This window comes from Streptomyces sp. NPDC090798, from assembly GCF_044768965.1.
In the GTDB taxonomy this organism is placed as follows: Bacteria; Actinomycetota; Actinomycetes; order Streptomycetales; family Streptomycetaceae; genus Streptomyces.
The window spans coordinates 189,872-209,177 of sequence record NZ_JBIVXA010000010.1 but is presented as its reverse complement, the minus strand read 5'-3'; the positions used below and the strand labels follow the sequence as shown (position 1 = coordinate 209,177).

The 19,306-nt window shown below is 70.1% G+C and carries 20 protein-coding genes and 1 pseudogene; 4 read left to right on the top strand and 17 right to left on the bottom strand.

All coding sequences use genetic code 11. The annotated features are described in order from the left end of the window. Positions 1–102: 102 nt before the first annotated feature. From ACIQTP_RS23075 to ACIQTP_RS23060, 4 genes are all read right to left on the bottom strand, one after another. On the bottom strand, positions 103–837 hold the full coding sequence (locus ACIQTP_RS23075) for an SRPBCC domain-containing protein (protein WP_403402388.1): 735 nt from the start codon (positions 835–837) through the stop codon (positions 103–105). Positions 838–857: 20 nt separating this feature from the next. Beyond that, a complete protein-coding gene (locus ACIQTP_RS23070) occupies positions 858–1,538 on the bottom strand; it encodes an ArsR/SmtB family transcription factor (RefSeq protein ID WP_403402385.1) in 681 nt (226 codons plus the stop codon). A 108-nt stretch (positions 1,539–1,646) separates the two neighbouring features. After that, entirely contained in the window at positions 1,647–2,315 is a 669-nt protein-coding gene (locus ACIQTP_RS23065) for a hypothetical protein (RefSeq protein ID WP_403402382.1), read from the bottom strand. Next, positions 2,312–2,446 (bottom strand): hypothetical protein, encoded by a 135-nt coding sequence (locus ACIQTP_RS23060; RefSeq protein WP_403402379.1) that lies wholly within the window; start codon positions 2,444–2,446, stop codon positions 2,312–2,314. The genes ACIQTP_RS23065 and ACIQTP_RS23060 overlap by 4 nt, the downstream gene beginning before the upstream one ends. Positions 2,447–2,613: 167 nt before the next feature. On the opposite strand from ACIQTP_RS23060, the gene dapA reads away from it, so the two are divergent. Then, entirely contained in the window at positions 2,614–3,540 is a 927-nt protein-coding gene (dapA, locus tag ACIQTP_RS23055) for a 4-hydroxy-tetrahydrodipicolinate synthase (protein WP_403402376.1), read from the top strand. Here the strand turns inward: dapA and ACIQTP_RS23050 are convergent, their stop codons facing one another. Together ACIQTP_RS23050 and ACIQTP_RS23045 are read right to left on the bottom strand one after the other, a co-directional pair. Continuing rightward, positions 3,541–4,743, bottom strand: a complete 1,203-nt coding sequence (locus ACIQTP_RS23050; RefSeq protein WP_403402374.1) for a WD40 repeat domain-containing protein — start codon at positions 4,741–4,743, stop codon at positions 3,541–3,543. Beyond that, entirely contained in the window at positions 4,740–5,300 is a 561-nt protein-coding gene (locus ACIQTP_RS23045) for a SigE family RNA polymerase sigma factor (protein ID WP_403402752.1), read from the bottom strand. The genes ACIQTP_RS23050 and ACIQTP_RS23045 overlap by 4 nt, the downstream gene beginning before the upstream one ends. Before the next feature lie 668 nt (positions 5,301–5,968). Here ACIQTP_RS23045 and helR point away from each other — a divergent pair. Then, positions 5,969–8,140 (top strand): RNA polymerase recycling motor ATPase HelR, encoded by a 2,172-nt coding sequence (helR, locus tag ACIQTP_RS23040; RefSeq protein WP_403402372.1) that lies wholly within the window; start codon positions 5,969–5,971, stop codon positions 8,138–8,140. An 88-nt stretch (positions 8,141–8,228) separates the two neighbouring features. On the opposite strand, the gene dapD is transcribed toward helR, so the two are convergent. The 3 genes from dapD to ACIQTP_RS23025 form a co-directional block, all read right to left on the bottom strand. After that, positions 8,229–9,218 carry a 2,3,4,5-tetrahydropyridine-2,6-dicarboxylate N-succinyltransferase gene (gene dapD / locus ACIQTP_RS23035; RefSeq protein ID WP_402043178.1) on the bottom strand — a complete coding sequence of 330 codons (990 nt, stop codon included), beginning with the start codon at positions 9,216–9,218 and terminating at the stop codon, positions 8,229–8,231. Positions 9,219–9,363: 145 nt separating this feature from the next. Further along, a complete protein-coding gene (locus ACIQTP_RS23030) occupies positions 9,364–9,903 on the bottom strand; it encodes a TetR/AcrR family transcriptional regulator (RefSeq protein ID WP_403402369.1) in 540 nt (179 codons plus the stop codon). Then, the gene (locus ACIQTP_RS23025; RefSeq protein ID WP_403402366.1) at positions 9,903–10,223 is read right to left on the bottom strand and encodes a DMT family transporter; all 321 of its coding nucleotides are present in this window, start codon (positions 10,221–10,223) and stop codon (positions 9,903–9,905) included. The genes ACIQTP_RS23030 and ACIQTP_RS23025 overlap by 1 nt, the downstream gene beginning before the upstream one ends. Before the next feature lie 427 nt (positions 10,224–10,650). Between ACIQTP_RS23025 and ACIQTP_RS23020 the strand changes: the two genes are divergently transcribed. Beyond that, positions 10,651–11,634: an AbfB domain-containing protein gene (locus tag ACIQTP_RS23020; RefSeq protein WP_403402363.1), complete on the top strand. Its 984-nt coding sequence runs from the start codon at positions 10,651–10,653 to the stop codon at positions 11,632–11,634. A gap of 69 nt (positions 11,635–11,703) precedes the next feature. Here the strand turns inward: ACIQTP_RS23020 and ACIQTP_RS23015 are convergent, their stop codons facing one another. From ACIQTP_RS23015 to ACIQTP_RS22980, 8 genes are all read right to left on the bottom strand, one after another. Then, the gene (locus tag ACIQTP_RS23015; protein WP_402043187.1) at positions 11,704–12,057 is read right to left on the bottom strand and encodes a metal-sulfur cluster assembly factor; all 354 of its coding nucleotides are present in this window, start codon (positions 12,055–12,057) and stop codon (positions 11,704–11,706) included. Beyond that, positions 12,054–12,518, bottom strand: a complete 465-nt coding sequence (gene sufU / locus ACIQTP_RS23010) for a Fe-S cluster assembly sulfur transfer protein SufU (RefSeq protein ID WP_054235893.1) — start codon at positions 12,516–12,518, stop codon at positions 12,054–12,056. Before sufU ends, ACIQTP_RS23015 begins: the two co-directional genes overlap by 4 nt. A gap of 15 nt (positions 12,519–12,533) precedes the next feature. Next, positions 12,534–13,790 (bottom strand): cysteine desulfurase, encoded by a 1,257-nt coding sequence (locus ACIQTP_RS23005; protein ID WP_403402359.1) that lies wholly within the window; start codon positions 13,788–13,790, stop codon positions 12,534–12,536. Next, on the bottom strand, positions 13,787–14,569 hold the full coding sequence (sufC, locus tag ACIQTP_RS23000) for a Fe-S cluster assembly ATPase SufC (protein WP_403402356.1): 783 nt from the start codon (positions 14,567–14,569) through the stop codon (positions 13,787–13,789). Before sufC ends, ACIQTP_RS23005 begins: the two co-directional genes overlap by 4 nt. A gap of 7 nt (positions 14,570–14,576) precedes the next feature. Continuing rightward, complete coding sequence (locus tag ACIQTP_RS22995; protein ID WP_101405822.1) at positions 14,577–14,900, bottom strand: bifunctional 3-phenylpropionate/cinnamic acid dioxygenase ferredoxin subunit; 324 nt, start codon at positions 14,898–14,900, stop codon at positions 14,577–14,579. Next, entirely contained in the window at positions 14,900–16,081 is a 1,182-nt protein-coding gene (sufD, locus tag ACIQTP_RS22990; RefSeq protein WP_390928380.1) for a Fe-S cluster assembly protein SufD, read from the bottom strand. The genes ACIQTP_RS22995 and sufD overlap by 1 nt, the downstream gene beginning before the upstream one ends. 91 nt (positions 16,082–16,172) lie before the next feature. Beyond that, positions 16,173–17,597 carry a Fe-S cluster assembly protein SufB gene (gene sufB, locus ACIQTP_RS22985; RefSeq protein ID WP_101405820.1) on the bottom strand — a complete coding sequence of 475 codons (1,425 nt, stop codon included), beginning with the start codon at positions 17,595–17,597 and terminating at the stop codon, positions 16,173–16,175. Continuing rightward, positions 17,594–18,337, bottom strand: coding sequence for a metalloregulator ArsR/SmtB family transcription factor (locus ACIQTP_RS22980; protein WP_168508045.1), 744 nt, complete (start codon positions 18,335–18,337; stop codon positions 17,594–17,596). The genes sufB and ACIQTP_RS22980 overlap by 4 nt, the downstream gene beginning before the upstream one ends. A 161-nt stretch (positions 18,338–18,498) precedes the next feature. Here ACIQTP_RS22980 and ACIQTP_RS22975 point away from each other — a divergent pair. Next, positions 18,499–19,262 (top strand): annotated as a pseudogene (locus tag ACIQTP_RS22975) (aminoglycoside N(3)-acetyltransferase). Positions 19,263–19,306: the final 44 nt, after the last annotated feature.

The window sequence follows — 19,306 nt, the reverse complement described above, 5'->3', positions numbered from 1 at the left end:
CTGTGGATGAGGCCACAGCCCTGAAAAGGGAAGAGCCCGGCCCCGTCGTCCGGGGGGCCGGGCTCTTCCCTTGCTTGGTGTCGGGCGGCGAACTGCTTGGTGTCAGGCGGCGAACGCCTCGTTCAGCCAGCCCTTCCAGGCGGTCTCGTTGTGCTGGGCGTCGGCGTCGGACGCGAAGTCGTGGACGCTCATGCCGACCGGGGCGCCCCAGTGGTTGCGCCCGAAGAAGCGGATGAGGGCGTTGTCGGTGCGCAGCCCGATGAAGTACGGGTTGCGGTAGTCGACCACGGCGTCGAGGAGCTTCCCCTCGGGCCCCCTGGCCTGCACCCGCGCACCCTCGGCCGTGTCGTCCGCGAGGCCGAGTGCCCGCCCGACGGCGGCGAAGGCGTCGGACGCCGTGGACGCGCCGGGCCCGTCGAAGGTGGCGAAGGCGACCGGGCGCCCCGCGAAGTGCGTCACGTACTCGCGCAGGGTGTGCAGATAGAAGTCCGTGTGCTTGCTCGCGCCGTCGTACTGGTTGTCCCAGTCGTCGACGAAGATGCCGCTGTGCACGTACCGCACCCACGACCGGCGGCCGTCGTCACGCGGCTCGATGGTCTCGTCGATCTGGTTGAGGATCTGCTGGCTGATGCCCTCGACGTCCTCGACCAGGCTGGTGAGGCGGTGCGGCGGGTCCCAGTTGGTGAGCGTGGAACCGAAGGGCCCGGTGCCGCCTTGGCGCGGCTCGAACTCCATCGGCCACAGCCAGCCGCCGGTACCGGTGGTGATCGCCTCCCACATCTGCTCCGGGGTGGCGTCGACCTCGAACTCGCGGGCGATCTCGAATTCCTTGGACATGGTGCTGGTTCTCCTGTGGGTCAGTCCTGGTCGGGCGGGGTCGGGGCCGCCGCGAGGACGGTCTCCGGCGTTGCGGCGACCGCCGGCTTGACGGTGGCTTCCGGTTTGACGGTGGCTTCCGGTTTGAGCGTCGGGTGGACGGCGAGGACGATCCGGTGGTCACGCCCGCCCTCCGCGCTCCCGTCGTGGTACTTGCGGATGAGCGCGCCGACCCCTTGCGTCAGCTCCTCGATGAACGCGGCGCGGTCGGCGGCGGAGGCGAAGGTCACCTCACCGTCGAGCGCGTAGGTGGCGAGCCGCTTGCGGGCCTTCGCCGCGCCGGTGATCAGCGAACCGACGTCCCGGACCAGCCGGGCACCGACGGCGAGCAGCCAGCGGGCCGAGAGCTGGTCCCGGAAGCGGTCCGGGTCGGGCTGCACGGCGGCGAGGGCGAGCGGCGAGATGACGTACGACGCCGCCGTCGCGCGCATCAGCCGCTCGGTGACATTCCCCTTGCGGCGCTCGCCCGCGAGCTCGACCAGTCCGTGCCGCTCCAGCGCCTTCAGGTGGTAGTTCACCTTCTGCCGCGGCAGCCCGACCTTTCCGGCCAGCATGGCGGCCGACGCGGGCCCGGCGGCGAGCTCGGCCAGCAGCCGGGCCCGTATGGGGTCCAGCGAGACGGCGGCTGCCTCGGCATCCTCGATCACGGTCACGTCCAACATGGCTCCACCGTCTCACCGAAAACTTTTTTTGTCCAGACGGGTCAAGTTGTCGGAGAAAGGGCCACGAGGACTCATTGGCTAGCGCGAGGACCCGTCGGCCGCCGCGCGTCAGCCCTGCGGGCCGCCCTCGTCGAGACGTGCCAGTTGGGTCTGGAACCAGTCCAGCCGGGCCTGCAACAGTGCCGCCTCGGCGACGAGTTCGGACACCCCGAGCCCGGCGGGCAGATCCCCGACCACGGCCCCGCTCCCGGCGCGGACCCGCAGCCCGTCACCGGCCAGCCGCGCGAACCCCGCCAATGACAGGGACGTACGACCGCGTACGCAGCCCGCGCAGGCCGCGGCGAGGGCACGCCAGCCGGGGCGCCCCCAGCCCGCGTCCGCGAGCGCGACGGCCGCCGCGCCGCACGCGCAGGGGCCGGCCGTCGCGCTCCGCACCCGCTGGCGGGCGTAGCGGAAGCCCTGTTCGAAGCGGATGTAGGCGCCGAGGACGGAGACCTCCAGGAGGACGGCCGCCCGGTGCTCGGCGGTGCAGAGCATGGCCTCGGCGGTGGCCGTGTCGTGCACGCAGTGGAAGCCGCAGTCGCAGCGGCGGTGCGGCGCCCGGTGCCGCAGCCCGTAGACGCAGCGCGCCTCGTCCAGCACTCCGTACGGCACCGCGCCGCCCAGCGAGACGCCGGTGAACCCGGCCCGGGTGCCGTCCTGGGACAGCACCGGGTGGGCGATCTTGTATCCGGTCGGCGGCTCCGTCGGGCGTTCCTCGGGGAGCCGCAGCCTCATCGGGCGACCGGGACCTCTTCGGGCACGGACGCCTCCAGCTCCTCGATTTCCTCGGGAAGCCGGGGATTGTCTTCGTCCGCGCGCGTCCGCTCTTCCGCGACTCCGGTGGCGAGTGCCTTGCCCAGCCTCATGGCGCCTCCCGCGATCTGCCGTCGACTTCCGTCCTCGCCATGGTGACGCATGAGGGGCGGGGTTGGCATCAGGGCCTCGCGAAAGCGGCAACCTGGTAGCAATGCTTTCCTTTACCTCGAAGAAAAATTAAGTGGAGCTTCACAGTGGAGCTGCCGAGACTACTCGCATGACGACCTCAGCCCGCTCCGCCCCTCCCTCCGCTTCTTCCCCCACTCCTCCCTTCGGCCGTGCGCTCTGCGCGATGGTCACGCCCTTCACCGAGGCGGGCGCGCTCGACCTCGACGGGGCGGGGCGGCTCGCCGACCGGCTGGTCCGCGCGGGCTGCGACGGCCTGGTCCTGTCCGGCACCACGGGCGAGTCCCCGACCACGACGGACGCCGAGAAGTCCGCGCTCGTACGCGCGGTGCGCGAGGCGGTCGGCGACCGGGCCGCGATCGTCGCGGGCGTCGGCACCGCCGACACGCGGCACACCGTCGAACTGGCCCTGGCGGCCGAAAAGTCGGGAGCCGACGGTCTGTTGGTCGTGACGCCGTACTACAGCAGGCCTCCGCAGGACGCCGTCGAGGCCCACTTCCGGGAGATCGCCGACGCCACCGGACTGCCGCTCACGCTGTACGACATTCCCGGCCGCACCGGCACCCGTATCGAGCCCGACACCCTGATCCGGCTCGCCGAGCACCCCCGGATCGTGGCCGTCAAGGACTGCGCGTACGACCTCCTCGGCACCCAGAAGGTGCTGGCCCGCACGGAGTTGGCGTACTACGCGGGCTGTGACGAGCAGGTGCTCGCGCTGCGGGCGGTCGGCGGGGCCGGGTACATCAGCACGGTGGCGAACGCCGCCCCGGGCCCCTTCCGCGCGATTCTCGACGCGTTCGAGGCGGGAGACACGGCGCAGGCGGCCCGTCGGCAGCAACGCGCCGTCCCGCTCATCGAGTTGATGATGTCGTCGGGCCTGCCCGGCACGGTCACGGCCAAGGCCCTGCTCGGCCGGCTCGGCCTGCCCGCGGGTCCGGTCCGCGCGCCGCTGCGGCCCGCCGGCCGCGAGGTGACCGACGGACTGCTTGCGGCGTACGAGGAGTTGGCGGCCGCCTGATCAGCGCCTGGCGAAGACCGGTGTCCAGCGCCCGGCGGCGCCGTCCTGGCCGCCGCGGAAGCCGCTCAGCGGTACCTCCTTGCCGCTGCCCAGGGCGACGACCACGAGCCGGTTGTGGAACTCGTTCGAGCCCGGCGTGATGTCCCAGGCGATCAGGCGCTTGTTGTCGACCCAGGCGAGCAGTTGCTGCCCGCGTACGGTCGTGATCCGCCTGCCGGTGACGGGGTCCAGGATCGCGGAGGCGGTGTTCTCCGCGCCGCCCGCGAAGTCGCCCGCGGCGTGCCTGCCGTCCGGGGACAGCCGCGCGCCGACGTACCAGGTCAGGTGCTTCTCGTTCGCGGGTGCCTGAACCTGGTGGCCCCGGAAGTCGTAGAAGTACTGGCCCGGTGTCGTGGTGAACCCCGTGTAGACCAGCTTGCCGTCGTGGCTGAAGCCGAAGTCCTGGCGGTCGTTGAGGCCGCTCCCGTCGCCGGGCGACACCTCGTTCCAGGACGCCGCCCTACCGGAAGCGACATCGACGACGTAGAAGCCGGTCCGGCCCGGCTCCTGGAAGTTCGGCCAGGGGCTGCCCTGGTCGTCCTTCGGCGTGACATGCAGATCGGGGTTCTTCTTGTAGGTCGTCGCGGCGAGTTTGCGGCCGTCGGGCGAGAACGCGACCGCTCCGACGGTGTGGTCGACCGGAATCCAGCGTTCCACCTTGCCGGTGAGCAGGTTGAGCAGACCGATCCGCTGGGCGGGCAGTGTCCGCTCCAGGACGGCGGCGGTCCGCAGCCCGGGGGCGACCGCCACGAACGACCACTTCGTCTTCTCGTACGTACGGGTGCGCGCGTCGAGGAGCCAGTACGTGCGGACGTCGACGTGGTGCGTGGCCGACAGCTTGACGTTCGTCTGCGTGTAGTACGCGGCCAGCGCGACTCCCCCGGCCGCGATCAGGTCGCGCGGTGGGGTCTGGCCGGGGTGGGCGATGATGTCGTTGTCGTTCAGGACGTTCGCCGGGCGCACGTCGTCCTTGCCGGTGCCGAGCACGGGCACCGCGACGGCGACGGCGATCGCGGCGGCGGTGGCCACGGCGGCGGACGCGATCGTACGGGTCCGGCGGCGCCGTCGGACGGCCAGTACCCGGTCGGCGAAGTCCACGGGCGGCGCGGCGAGATCCGCGACCTGCTCGTGGAAGGAGTCTCGGACGAGGTCGTCGACGTTCACGGGCGCACCTCCAGCGGCGAGAAGTCACGGGACGACGGCTGCTCGCCGTCGCCCCGGCCGAGTGCGGCCAGTTCGGGGGCGACGGTGCGCAGCCGGGCGAGTGAGCGGTGGGTGGTGGACCGTACGGTTCCGACGGAGCAGCCGAGGAGGCGGGCCACGTCGGCCTCGGGCAGATCCTCGAAGTACCGCAGGACGAGCACGGTGCGCTGCCGGGCGGTGAGCCGGGCCAGCGCGCCCCGCATCACGACCCGCAACTCCGCGGCGGACGAGGCGTCCGCGTCGTCGAACCCGCCCTCGGGCGGCTCGGCGACGCTCAGCTCGCGCCGGGGCCACTTCAGCCGCCAGCGGCTCACCTGCTGGCGGTACAGGACCTGCCGTACGTACGCCTCGGGTTCGTCGATCCGGTGCCACCGCCCCGCGGCCTTGATCAGGGCGTTCTGCAGCAGGTCCTCGGCTGCGTGCCGGTCGCCGCCGCTGAGCAGCACGGCCGTCTTCAACAGCGTGGCCGACCGATTCGCCACGAACTCCCGGAAGCTCTTCTGCGCTTCGGCATCCATCGTCACCTACGTCTTCCCCGAGGGTCTGCTCCGACGGCCCTGACGGCCCGCCCCTGTACCCACTTGTGACGCGTGTGACCGCCCGCCGCTATGCCCCGGGGCCACGATCGATTCCACAGCGGGCGACAGAAGACGACGGCAAAAGACAAAGGCAAGGAGGTAACCCACTCCTTGCCACTCTCAACATATAGCGCACCGGGGGGCTTGCGGCAAGGCCCCCCTCGTGCCGCAGAATCACCGGCCGAAGCCGGAATCCGCGGGAAACGGGGAGTCGCGAAGTGCGTGTGCTGTTGTCGACGTGGGGATCGCGCGGGACGTCGAACCGCCGGCGGGACGCGCGGTGCGGTCCGCGGGAACTCGGCGCGGAGGTGCGGGTGTGCGCGCCGCCGGACGAGGAGTTCGTGGCGCTGCCGGCTCGGGTCGGCGTGCCGCTGGTGCCGCTCGAGCGACCGCCGTGGCCGCCACGATCCGCACCGACGGGACGACGGTGGCCGCGAGGCTTCTCCTCGGCATGATCAGCCGGGAAGCGCCGCGCGTGTCCGTATGAACCACACGGGACGGTCCAGCCGGGACCCCGAACACGAGAACCGGCACGCGCCGGTCCGGACGCCTTGCCGCGCGCAAGGGTCACGAGCGACCTCACCTTCGGAATATTCGGAGCCAACGACGTGAACCCCCTGACCACCAGCGCGTTCGACCTTCCCGACCGCCTCTCCGCCAAGGCCGACCCGACGCTGATCGCCGGCGACGAACAGCACTTCGCGGCCATCGCGGAGTGCCTCGAACAGTCGATCGCCGAGCTGACCGACCTCCTCGATGCCGAGCGCAGGGCGCCCGGCGGCGCGGGCCGGCAGGCGATGGACCGGGACGCGGAGATCCACCGGCTGTCCGCTCGCCTGCGCGCACTGCGTCGCTTCGGTCTGGATCTGTGCCTCGGACACATGGTCGGCGCGGACGACCCCGAGCCCGTGTACGTCGGACGACTCGGCCTCACGGACAGCACGGGTCGTCGGCTGCTGCTCGACTGGCGCTCCCCCGCGGCCGAGCCGTTCTTCGGAGCCACCCACGCCAACCCGATGGGTCTGGCGAGCCGCCGCAGGTATCGCTGGGCCCTGGGCCGGATCGGCGACTACTGGGACGAGGTGTTCACCTCGGACGGGTTCGCCGGCCACGCCGCGCTCGACGACCAGTCCGCCTTCATCGCCAGCCTGGGCGGCAACCGGTCGCCACGGATGCGCGACGTGCTCGGCACCATCCAGGCCGACCAGGACGCCATCATCCGCGCGGGGTCCCGCGGCGCTCTCGTCGTCGACGGCGGTCCGGGTACGGGCAAGACGGTCGTCGCTCTGCACCGCTCCGCCTACCTCCTCTACGCCGACCCCCGTCTCGGTCACCGCCGGGGCGGCGTGCTGTTCGTCGGTCCGCACCGGCCCTACCTGGCCTACGTCGCCGACGTCCTGCCCAGCCTCGGAGAGGAGGGCGTGCAGACCTGCACCCTGCGGGACCTCGTCGCCGAGGGAGCCGCCGCGACGACCGAGGCCGACCCGGACGTGGCCCGCCTGAAGTCGTCCACGAACCTGGTGAAGGCCATCGAGACGGCCGTCAGGTTCTACGAGGAGCCACCCACCAAGGGGATGACGGTCACGACCCACTGGTCCGACATCTGGCTGAGCGCCGACGACTGGGCCATGGCGTTCGAAGCGGCGGAGCCCGGTACTCCGCACAACGAGGCGCGCGATCAGGTCTGGGAGGAGCTGCTCACGATCCTGGTGGACAAGCACGACGACGCCTCGGCGCCTGACGACGACGTCTCGGCCGACCTGCTCCGCAAGTCGCTGCTGCAAAACAGGGAGCTGCTCACGGCCTTCCACCGCGCGTGGCCGCTGCTCGAAGCGGCCGACCTCGTCTCGGACCTGTGGTCGGTACCCGCCTACCTGCGCAAGTGCGCACCCTGGCTCGGCCCCGACGAGGTGCGCAGGCTGCAGCGCGCGGACGCCCAGGCCTGGACGGTGTCCGACCTGCCGCTCCTGGACGCGGCACGGCAGCGGCTCGGCGACCCGGAGGCGGCGCGGCGCAAGCGCCGTAACGAAGCCGCCGTCGCCGCCGAACGCGCGAGCAGGGCCGACGCCATCGACAGCCTGCTGCAGAACATCGTGATCGACGAGAGCGAAGGCGCGCTGGGGATGCTGCACGGACGGGACCTGCGGGACACCCTGGTCGACGAGACCGTGCTGCCCGGCACCGAACCGGACCTGCTCGCGGGCCCGTTCGCGCACATCGTCGTGGACGAGGCGCAGGAGCTGACCGACGCGCAGTGGCAGATGCTGCTGCTCCGGTGCCCGTCCCGGAGCTTCACCATCGTCGGGGACCGTGCCCAGGCCAGGCACGGGTTCACGGAGTCCTGGCGGGAACGGCTCGAGCGGATCGGGCTCGACCGGATCGAGTCGGCCTCCCTGAGCATCAACTACCGGACGCCGGAGGAAATCATGGCGGAGGCCGAGCCGGTCATCCGGGCCGTGCTCCCGGACGCCAACGTGCCGACCTCCATCCGCAGCGGCGGCGTTCCCGTCGTACACGGATCCACCGCGGATCTGAGCTCGATCCTCGACAGCTGGCTCGCCGCGCACGCCGACGGGATCGCCTGTGTCATCGGCGATCCCACCTTCCGGGCGACGTCCCGCGTCCGTTCACTGACCCCGGAGCTGTCGAAGGGGCTCGAGTTCGACCTGGTCGTCCTCGTCGACCCGGAGGCGTTCGGCGAGGGCGTCGAAGGAGCGGTCGACCGCTATGTCGCGATGACCCGAGCGACCCAGCGACTCGTCATCCTCACGAGCTCCTGAAGCGGTTCCCCGCGCCCCGGATGGGGCGCGAGGCACCGCCGCGTGGGCGCGACCCGCCACGAACAGCCCACGGCCGATGGAGAACCCCTCAGTTGTGGCTGTGCAGAACCTCGTTCAGGCCGCCCCACACCGCGTTGTTCGGCCGCGCCTCGACGGTTCCGGTCACCGAGTTGCGGCGGAAGAGGATGTTCGACGCCCCGGACAGTTCACGGGCCTTGATGATCTGCCCGTCGGGCATGGTCACGCGGGTGCCCGCGGTGACGTACAGCCCCGCCTCGACCACGCACTCGTCGCCGAGGGCGATACCGACGCCCGCCTCGGCGCCGATCAGGCAGCGCTCGCCGATGGTGATGCGGACGTTGCCGCCGCCGGACAGGGTGCCCATGGTGGAGGCGCCGCCGCCGATGTCGGAGCCGTCACCGACCACGACGCCGGCCGAGATGCGGCCCTCGACCATCGACGTGCCGAGCGTGCCCGCGTTGAAGTTCACGAAGCCCTCGTGCATGACGGTGGTGCCCTCGGCGAGGTGCGCGCCGAGCCGGACGCGGTCGGCGTCGGCGATCCGGACGCCCTTGGGGGCGACGTAGTCCGTCATGCGCGGGAACTTGTCGATGGACGTCACCTGGAGGTACAGGCCCTCGGCGCGGGCGTTGAGGCGCGCCTTCTCGACGTCGTCCACGGCGACCGGGCCGAGCGAGGTCCAGGCGACGTTGGCGAGGTGCCCGAAGATGCCGTCCAGGCTCTGGCCGTGCGGCTGTACGAGGCGGTGCGAGAGCAGGTGCAGGCGCAGGTAGGTGTCGTGCGCGTCGATCGGCTTCTCGTCCAGTGAGGCGATGACCGTGCGGACCGCGACCACTTCGACGCCCCGGCGGGCGTCGGGCCCGATGGCTTTGGCGGCGCCTTCGCCGAGCAGCTCGACGGCACGCTCGGCGGACAGCCGCTCGGTGCCGGCCGGGCCGGGCTCGGCGGACAGCTCGGGCGCGGGGAACCAGGTGTCGAGGACGGTGCCGTCGGCCGTGAGGGTGGCGAGGCCGGCGGCGACGGCGCCGGTGGTGCGAGTAGCAGTCGTGTCGGTCATGGGTGAAACCTAACGCGGCCCGGGGCGCACGAGCGAACCGGTACACCCGCCATCTCACGTGCCGGGCGCCCCGTACGCCCCCCTGCGGGGCGCCCGGCGGGCTCCGTTCTCCCCTCCCCCGTCCCCCGCACCGAACCCTCCCCCCTCAACCGATCACCCGCCCCAACACCTCCCGCGCATACCCCTCGTCGTACGACACCCCCGTCAGCAGCACCTGCAGACAGATTCCGTCCACCAGCGCCACCAGCGCCCTCGCGGTGACGGGGTCGGTACGGCGGGCGAGGGGTTCGGCGAGGTCCTGGACCCATTCGGCGGCGACGGGGCGCAGGGCGGGCCGGCGCAGCGCCGCGAGGTAGAGCTCGTACTCCAGCTCCACCCCCGTACGGTCGCCCGCGAGCCACTCGCCCATCAGCCCGGCGAGTTCGCCGGCGAGGTCGGCCCGGGGGTCCTCCAGCGCGCCGCGCGCGGCGATCACCTTGGCGAAGCCCTCGTTCGTCTGGCGCAGCGCGGCGACCATGAGCTCGTCGAGGGTCTTGAAGTGGTACGTGGTGGAGCCGAGCGGCACATCGGCCTCGGCGGCGACGGTGCGGTGGCTCAGCCCGGCGAGTCCCTTGGCGCCCACGACCCGGATCGCCGCGTCGATGATCCGCTGCCGCCGCTCGGGGTCGTAGCGGCGCGCCGCCATCAGTGGGCCCCGCCGAGGTTCAGCACCACGACCCCGCCGATGATGAGCAGTATCCCGGCGACCTTGGTGAGGCTGAGCGCCTCGCCGAGGAACACCATGCCGATCGCGGCGATCACGGCGGTGCCGGCGCCGGCCCAGATCGCGTAGGCCGTGCCGACCTGGACGGTCTTCAGGCACTGCGCGAGCAGCACGAAGGCGATGACGTATCCGAGGACGGTCACCAGCGAGGGCCAGAGCCTGCTGAAGCCCTCGCTGTACTTCATGGCGGTCGTGGCGGCCACCTCGGAGGCGATGGCTCCGGCGAGCAGTACGTAACCCATGTGTACGAGTGTACGCATTGATGCGTACGCACGTACACAAAGGGGGCGGACGGCTCCGACGAGTTCGTAGCCGTACGAGGTCAGCCGCTCGCCCAATACAGCCTCGCGCAGCCACATTTGAGGGAGCGTCAGCCTGTTGGTCCGGGAGCTCGCCGGGAGGTGTCCAGCGCGCCGTGGATAGCCGGGAGCGAGAATGCCATGCGAAGCCACCACGCCCATGAACGCGCATGAACCCCCATGAATCCCCGTGGGGGCACGCGATCACTGGAGGAAACGACTGCTCAGAAGTCACCAAGTCCACTACTGTTTCACCAGTCGCGCACCGGGTCTCCACGGCTACCGCCGTTCCGTGTGCCTGCGCCCCCCTCTTGTGCTGAGACCAGTAGACGAATCCGCGTGCGCCTTGGGCGACGCTGGAGGAACACGCATGCCAGAAACAACGCCAGAGCCCGAACCCGAGCCCGGGGCCGACCGGCCCGTGCCCACTTCGGAGGAACCCGCCTGGCGCCCCACCCCCCGAGGCACCCCCTATCCGGCGGAACTGCCCCCCTTCGTCGAGCCGCCGGTGCCCTGGGAGTCCGGGGAGTTCCCGGACGAGGGACGGCTGCCCGGAACCCGACGGCTGTGGATGGCCGGCGGACTCGCGGTGGCGGTACTCATCGCCACCGCGACCGCGATCGCCGTACTGGACAGCAACACTGACGCCGCGTCGAAGAACCGGGCGAACCACACCGCCTCCGACACGGACGTCCCGTTCATACCCGGCGTCTCCGCCTCGGCCGACGGCGGCACCACGGCCCCGGCAGGCAAGAACGCCCTGTCCTCCCCGCGGCACTCCGGTTCCAGCTCCACCGCGTCGGACTCGGCCTCGCCGGGGCCCTCGGAACAGGGGTCGGACGACAAGCCCGTCGCCGGCACCACCGAGCCGTCGAGGACCGCCTCGTCCAGCAGGCCTCCCGAGTCCAAGCCCGTCTCCTCGCGGACGTCGCTCCAGTCGGTCAACTACCCGAACCGCTACTGGCATCTGAGCGACGGCTTCGTACGGCTCGATCCGGTGGACTCCGGCAGCTCGGGCTCGACCAAGCGGGACGCCAGCTTCAAGGTGGTGGCGGGACTAGGCAACTCCAACTGCTACTCCTTCACCACCGCCGACGGCTCCTATCTGCGCCACCGCAACTTCTCTCTGCGCGCCGACCGCGACGACGGCTCCGACCTCTTCCGCAAGGACGCCACCTTCTGCCCCCGGACGTCCCCGTACACCGGCGCCGTCATGCTGGAGTCGATCAACTACCCGGGCCGCTATCTGCGCCACCGCAACTTCCAGCTCCGCCTGGACAGACTGGACAGAGACGACAACGGTCAGCTCTTCGGCGCGGACTCGGCGTTCCGTTTGGTGAACGGCTGGTCCTGACCGCAGAAACACCTGTGGCCCCCGGCGAGCTGCCGGGGGCCACGGACGTGTGCGAAGGAGTGCGCGGACTCAGACGTTGAACCCGAGCGCCCGAAGCTGCTCACGTCCGTCGTCGGTGATCTTGTCCGGGCCCCACGGCGGCATCCAGACCCAGTTGATGCGCAGTTCGTTGACGATGCCGTCCGTGGCGGACTTGGCCTGGTCCTCGATGACGTCGGTGAGCGGGCAGGCCGCGGACGTCAGGGTCATGTCGATCGTCGCGATGTTCGCGTCGTCGATGTGGATGCCGTAGATCAGGCCGAGGTTGACGACGTCGATGCCCAGCTCGGGGTCGACGACGTCGTACAGCGCCTCACGGAGTTCTTCCTCCGAGGCCGGCTTCGTCGTCAGGCCCTCTTCCGATGTCACAGTGTTCTCGCTCATGCCGTCTTCCTCTCGGCGCTCTCGCCCAGAGCCTGGGCCGTCGCGTCCTTCCACGCCATCCAGCTCAGGAGGGCGCACTTGACCCGGGCCGGGTACTTGGAGACACCGGCGAACGCGACCGCGTCCTCCAGCACCTCCTCCATCGCGTCGTCGGGCTCGATCCTGCCCTTGGACTGCATCAGCTCCAGGAAGGTCTCCTGGATCTTCTGCGCCTCGGACACGTCCTTGCCGACGAGGAGCTCGTTCAGCACGGACGCCGAGGCCTGGCTGATGGAGCAGCCCTGGCCCTCGTACGAGATGTCCGCGATCTGCTCGCCGTCGTACTTCACGCGCAGCGTGATCTCGTCGCCGCACGTCGGGTTGACGTGGTGCACCTCGGCGTCGCCATCCCGCAAGCCTCGCCCATGGGGGTGCTTGTAGTGGTCCAGGATGACTTCCTGGTACATCGAATCAAGCTTCACGTCTCAGCCAGCCCCTCAGCCGAAGAAGTTCCGGACGTGCTCCAGGCCGTCCACCAGTGCGTCGATCTCGGTCGGCGTGGAGTACAGATAGAACGACGCTCGCGTGGTCGCAGGAATTCCGTACCGCAGGCAGACCGGGCGTGCGCAGTGGTGACCGACCCGGACCGCGATGCCCTGCTCGTCCAGGACCTGGCCCACGTCGTGCGGGTGGATGTCACCCAGGGTGAACGAGATCGCGGCGCCGCGGTCCTCGGCCGTGGTCGGGCCGATGATCCGCAGGTCGGGGACCTCGCCGAGCCGCTTCACCGCGTACTCGGTGAGCGCGTGCTCATGGGCGAGGATCTTGTCCATGCCGATCGCGTTCAGGTAGTCGATCGCCGCGCCGAGGCCGACCGCCTGCGCGATCGGCGGGGTGCCCGCCTCGAACTTGTGCGGGGCCGGGGCGTACGTCGAGGAGTGCATCGACACCGTCTCGATCATCTCGCCGCCGCCGAGGAACGGGGGCAGGTCCTCCAGGAGCTCCTGGCGGCCCCACAGCACGCCGATGCCCGTCGGGCCGCACATCTTGTGGCCGGTGAAGGCCACGAAGTCGGCCTGGAGGGCCTGGACGTCCAGCGGCATGTGCGGCGCGGCCTGCGAGGCGTCGATGCAGACCAGCGCGCCGACCTCCTGGGCGCGGCGGACTATGGCCTCGACCGGGTTCACGGTGCCCAGGATGTTCGACACCAGCACGAAGGAGACGATCTTCGTCTTCTCGGTGATGATCTCGTTGATGTTCGACAGGTCGAGGCGGCCGTCGTCGGTGAGACCGAACCACTTCAGCTTCGCGCCCGTGCGCTGCGCCAGCAGCTGCCACGGCACGATGTTGGAGTGGTGCTCCATCTCGGTGATGACGATCTCGGTCTCGTGGTCGACCCGGTAGGGCTCGTCGGCCCAGCCGAGCATGTTGGCCACGAGGTTGAGCGACTCGGAGGCGTTCTTGGTGAAGATCACCTCGTCGCGGCTCGGCGCGTTGATGAACGCGGCGACCTTGTCGCGCGCGCCCTCGTACAGCGCCGTGGCCTCCTCGGCGAGCACATGCACACCGCGGTGGACGTTGGCGTTGTAGCGCTCGTAGTACTCACTCAGGGCGTCCAGCACCTGGCGCGGCTTCTGCGAGGTCGCCGCGTTGTCCAGGTACACGAGCTTCCTGCCGTCGTGGACCTGACGGTCCAGGATGGGGAAGTCCTTGCGGATCGCCTCGGTGTCGAGGAGGCCCGGCAGCTGTGTCACGCGGATGCGCCACCCTTCGTGTCGACTTCGTGCTTCGCGTAAGCCTCGTAGCCCTCGTTCTCCAGCTTGTCGGCGAGCTCGGCGCCGCCGGATTCGACGATGCGGCCGGCGGAGAAGACGTGGACGAAGTCGGGCTTGATGTAGCGCAGGATGCGCGTGTAGTGCGTGATCAGCAGGGTGCCGACCTCGCCGGTCTCGCGGACGCGGTTGACACCCTCGGAGACGACGCGCAGGGCGTCGACGTCCAGGCCGGAGTCGGTCTCGTCGAGGATCGCGATCTTCGGCTTGAGCAGCTCCAACTGGAGGATCTCGTGGCGCTTCTTCTCACCGCCGGAGAAGCCCTCGTTCACGTTGCGCTCGGCGAAGGCGGGGTCCATGGAGAGGCGCTCCATGGTCTCCTTGACCTCCTTCACCCAGGTGCGCAGCTTGGGGGCCTCGCCGCGGACGGCCGTGGCGGAGGTGCGCAGGAAGTTGGAGACGGAGACACCGGGGATCTCGACCGGGTACTGCATCGCCAGGAACAGGCCCGCGCGGGCGCGCTCGTCGACGGACATCTCCAGGACGTCCTCGCCGTCGAGGGTGACGGTGCCGCGGGTGATCGTGTACTTGGGGTGGCCCGCGAGGGAGTAGGCGAGGGTCGACTTGCCGGAGCCGTTGGGGCCCATGATGGCGTGCGTCTCGCCCTGCTTCACGGTCAGGTCGACGCCCTTGAGGATCTCCTTCGTGGCGTTGTCGGCCTCGACGGTGACGTGCAGGTCGTGGATTTCAAGCGTTGCCATGGGTTCCTCAGGACTCCTGGGTGAGGGAGACGAGTACGTCGTCCCCTTCGATCTTTACGGGGTATACGGGGACGGGGCGCGTCGCGGGAAGACCGGACGGCTTGCCGGTGCGCAGGTCGAACGCGGAGCCGTGCAGCCAGCACTCGATCTGGCAGTCCTCCACCTCGCCCTCGGAGAGCGAGACGTTCGCGTGCGAGCAGATGTCGTTGATCGCGAACACCTCCCCCTCGGTCTTCACGACCGAGACCGGCGTGCCGTCGAGTTCCACCCGCTTCGGGGTGTCCTCCTCCAGCTCGCTCAGCCCACAGGCGCGTACGAAGGTGCTGGTCATCAGACCGACGCCTCCAGCTCCTCGTCGATCTTCACGAGAAGGCGCTGCTCGATGTCGTCGACACCGATCTGCTGGACCAGCTCGGCGAAGAACCCGCGGACCACCAGTCGGCGGGCCTCGTCGGCGGGGATGCCGCGGGCCATCAGGTAGAAGAGCTGCTCGTCGTCGAAGCGGCCGGTCGCGGAGGCGTGTCCGGCGCCGACGATCTCGCCGGTCTCGATCTCCAGGTTCGGCACGGAGTCGACGCGGGCGCCGTCGGTCAGAACCAGGTTGCGGTTCATCTCGTACGTGTCCGTGCCCTCGGCCTTGGCCTCGATGAGGACGTCACCGATCCACACGGCGTGCGCGCCGTCGCCCTGGAGCGCGCCCTTGTAGGCGACGTTCGACTTGCAGTGCGGGGTGTTGTGGTCGACCAGCAGACGGTGCTCCTGGTGCTGGCCCGCGTCCGTGAAGTACAGACCGAACAGCTCGGCCTCGCCGCCGGTGCCGGCGTAGGCCACGCGCGGGTGCAGGCGCACGAGGTCGCCGCCGAAGGTGACCACGAAGGACTTGAACGTGGCGTCCCGGCCGATCAGCGCGTTGTGCTGGCCCACGTGCACGGCCTTGTCGTCCCAGTCCTGGACGGAGACGACGGTGAGCTTGGCGCCGTCGCCCAGGATGTAGTCGACGTTGGCGGCGAGCACGGCGTCACCGGTGTGGTCGATGACGACGACGGCCTCGGCGAAGGCTCCGAGCTCCACGACCTGGTGGCCGTAGGCGACCCCGCCCTCGCCGTGCACCGCGACGCGGATGGGCTCGGTGAGCACCGTCTCCTTGGGGACGGTGATCACGCCGGCCTTCTCGAACGCGGAGTACGCCTGGGCGGCGACGCGGTCCACCGGGGTGCCCGCCCGGCCGAGGCGCGCGTCGTCACGGCCGACGGTCTCCACGACGACGCCCGCGGGCGCCTCCACGTCGACCTTCAGGCCGTCGCCGGTCGCGACCGCGGTCCCGTCGTGCAGCCCGCGCAGGCGCTCCAGCGGGGTGAACCGCCACTCCTCCTCGCGGCCGTGGGGGACCGGGAAGTCCGCCACGTCGAAGGACGGGGGCGCGCTCATGCGCGTGGCGACGGTCGACTCGGCGGCCACCGCGATCTGGCCGGCGGTGGTGGAACCCACCGGAATGTTCTGAGCCTCAGCCATGGCTGTCGGTCTGCTCTCTTTCCTGCGTCGGTTGAGATCCTGGGGCCCGCCGGAAGGGGCGGGCCACCAGCTGTTTTCCGGGCGGCGGGTCCTAGCCGACCGCGCCTTCCATCTGCAGCTCGATCAGCCGGTTGAGTTCAAGCGCGTACTCCATGGGCAGCTCCTTGGCGATCGGCTCGACGAAGCCGCGCACGATCATCGCCATCGCCTCGAACTCCGTCAGACCGCGGCTCATCAGGTAGAAGAGCTGGTCCTCGGAGACCTTGGAGACGGTCGCCTCGTGGCCCATGGACACGTCGTCCTCACGGACGTCGACGTACGGGTAGGTGTCGGAGCGGGAAATGGTGTCGACGAGCAGCGCGTCGCACAGCACGTTCGACTTCGAGCCGTGGGCACCCTCGCCGATCTCGACCAGACCGCGGTAGGACGTACGACCGCCACCGCGCGCCACGGACTTCGACACGATGTTCGACGACGTGTTCGGCGCCATGTGGACCATCTTGGAGCCGGCGTCCTGGTGCTGGCCCTCGCCCGCGAAGGCGATGGAGAGGGTCTCGCCCTTGGCGTGCTCGCCCATCAGGTAGACGGCCGGGTACTTCATGGTGACCTTGGAGCCGATGTTGCCGTCGATCCACTCCATGGTCGCGCCCTCGTACGCCACGGCGCGCTTGGTGACCAGGTTGTAGACGTTGTTCGACCAGTTCTGGATGGTCGTGTAGCGGCAGCGGGCGCCCTTCTTCACGATGATCTCGACCACCGCGGAGTGCAGGGAGTCCGACTTGTAGATCGGCGCCGTACAGCCCTCGACGTAGTGGACGTAGGCGTCCTCGTCGACGATGATCAGCGTCCGCTCGAACTGGCCCATGTTCTCCGTGTTGATACGGAAGTAGGCCTGCAGCGGGATCTCGACGTGCACGCCCTTCGGCACGTAGATGAAGGAGCCACCGGACCACACGGCGGTGTTCAGCGACGCGAACTTGTTGTCGCCGACCGGGATGACGGTGCCGAAGTACTCCTTGAAGAGCTCCGGGTGCTCCTTGAGGGCGGTGTCGGTGTCGAGGAAGATGACGCCCTGCTCCTCCAGGTCCTCACGGATCTGGTGGTAGACGACCTCGGACTCGTACTGGGCCGCGACACCGGCGACGAGGCGCTGCTTCTCCGCTTCGGGGATGCCGAGCTTGTCGTACGTGTTCTTGATGTCCTCGGGCAGGTCCTCCCAGGACTCCGCCTGCTTCTCCGTGGAGCGCACGAAGTACTTGATGTTGTCGAAGTCGATCCCGGACAGGTCCGAGCCCCAGTTGGGCATGGGCTTCTTCTCGAAGAGGCGCAGGCCCTTGAGGCGGAGCTTGGTCATCCACTCCGGCTCGTTCTTCTTCGCGGAGATGTCGCGGACGACGTCCTCGTTGATACCGCGCTTGGCAGAGGCACCGGCCACGTCGGAGTCGGCCCAGCCGTATTCGTACGTACCCAGACCCTCGAGCTCAGGGTGGGCAGTCTCCTCGATGGGGAGCGTCATGCGGGGTTCCTCCCGGCGGTACTTGCAGATGCGTTATGGGTGGATTCGGAAATCTTGGGGATGAACGTGGTGCACACACCGTCGCCGTGGGCGATGGTGGCCAGCCGCTGAACATGGGTGCCGAGCAGCTGGGAGAAGATCTCGGTCTCCGCCTCGCACAGCTGCGGGAACTGCTCGGCGACATGAGCGACCGGGCAGTGGTGCTGGCAGAGCTGCTCGCCGACCGGTGCGCTACGCGCTGCAGCAGCGTACCCGTCCACGCTCAGGGCCTTGGCCAACGCTTCGGTGCGCTGCTCCGGCGCGGCGGCCTCTACGGCCTTGCGGTACGCCTCGGCCTGGGCGGCCATCCGGGCGCGGGCGAAGGCGACGACCGCCTCGTCCCCGCCCTCGCGCGCCGCGATCCAGCGCATCGCGTCCGCGGCGAGCTTGTCGTAGGACTGGTCGAAGGCGTCCCGGCCGCAGTCGGTCAGGGCGAACACCTTGGCGGGGCGGCCGCGCGTACGCGCTCCGTAGACCCGCTGTTCCCGTGCTTCCACGACGTCGTCGGCGACCAGCGCGTCGAGATGACGGCGCACGGCGGCCTGGGTCAGGCCCAGTCGCCCCGCGAGGTCGGCCACGGTCGACGGGCCGTGGTCCAGGATGGACCGCGCGACACGGTTGCGCGTCGAGCGCTCACCGGTCGCGAGTTCCTCCTGAGGGGCCCCCGTGGGGGTCTCCCGAGCCTCGCCAACGTTTTTCACAACGCCATTGTTGCGTAATTCCTCAGAGCCTGACAAGCCGCACCCCCGGAGGCGGGCGGTGCGCTGCATCACTTAGGTATACCTAAGGTGACCTGCGGAAACGATCTTTGATCGATCAATTCACTGGCTTCGGGACCGGCTCTCCGCAAGACTCGGCAACCATGTCGGCACCCCCTCCGACCGGCCCACTCGTCACTCGGGACGCCCTCGCCGCACAGCTTCTGGAGCTGGGCGTCCAGCCCGGAGAAGCGCTTCTCGCGCACTCCTCCCCGAGCTCCCTCGGCTGGGTCGACGGCGGCGCCGTCGCCGTCGTCCAGGGACTGCTCGACGCCCTCGGTCCCGACGACACCCTGCTGGTCCCACCCAGTCCGGGGACCTCTCCGACCCCGCGCTGTGAAGCAATCCGCCCGTACCCGAGGAGTGGTGGTCGCCCATTCGGGCGACGATGCCCGCGTACGACCCCCTCGTGACGCCCAGCCACGGGTCGGTCGTCGAGGGGCACGCCCCCGACTGCCGGCTCGGCTGGGGGTCGCCCCACGCCCTTAAGGCAGTGGGGGAGCAGTCCGCTGGCCGCCTGGAGGCCCTCGGCGCCCGGGTGCTCCTGCTCGGCGCGGGCTACGACACGTGCACCAGCTTCCACCTCGCCGAATACCGCATACCGTCCCCGCGCGTCGAGGTGGGACGCCCGGTGCGCGCCCCGCAGGGGGCGACCCGCTGGGAGGTCGTCACGGAGGTCTCCGTCGACTCCGACCGCTTCGACGAACTGGGCTCCGACTTCGAACGGGACCGTCCCGTCGTACGGGGCCGGGTGGGCGCGGCCGACGTACGCCTGTTCCCGGTGGCCGACGCGGTGGCGTACGCGGAGCGCTGGCCGGCGCCGCACCGCCCCCGCGAGGAATGGGTCATGCCCAGGGCCTCCTCCTGAACCCCGCCCACCCGATCACCCGACCGGCTCCCTAGACTTGCGCC